This is a genomic window from Citrobacter sp. wls615, assembly GCF_005281355.1.
GTDB classification, from domain to species: domain Bacteria; phylum Pseudomonadota; class Gammaproteobacteria; order Enterobacterales; family Enterobacteriaceae; genus Citrobacter; species Citrobacter werkmanii.
Map to the genome: position 1 here is coordinate 1 of NZ_SZXM01000042.1, position 253 is coordinate 253.

The window sequence follows — 253 nt, forward strand, 5'->3', positions numbered from 1 at the left end:
ACTGCTCTTTAACAATTTATCAGACAATCTGTGTGGGCACTCGAAGATACGGATTCTTAACGTCGCAAGACGAAAAATGAATACCAAGTCTCTGAGTGAACACGTAATTCATTACGAAGTTTAATTCACGAGCATCAAACTTAAATTGAAGAGTTTGATCATGGCTCAGATTGAACGCTGGCGGCAGGCCTAACACATGCAAGTCGAACGGTAGCACAGAGAGCTTGCTCTCGGGTGACGAGTGGCGGACGGG

Annotated in this window: 1 rRNA gene; it reads left to right on the forward strand. The window is 45.5% G+C overall.

From position 1 onward, the window contains the following. Positions 1-142 precede the first annotated feature (142 nt). Positions 143-253: ribosomal RNA gene (locus FDX04_RS12205) — 16S ribosomal RNA — on the forward strand; the annotation flags it as partial.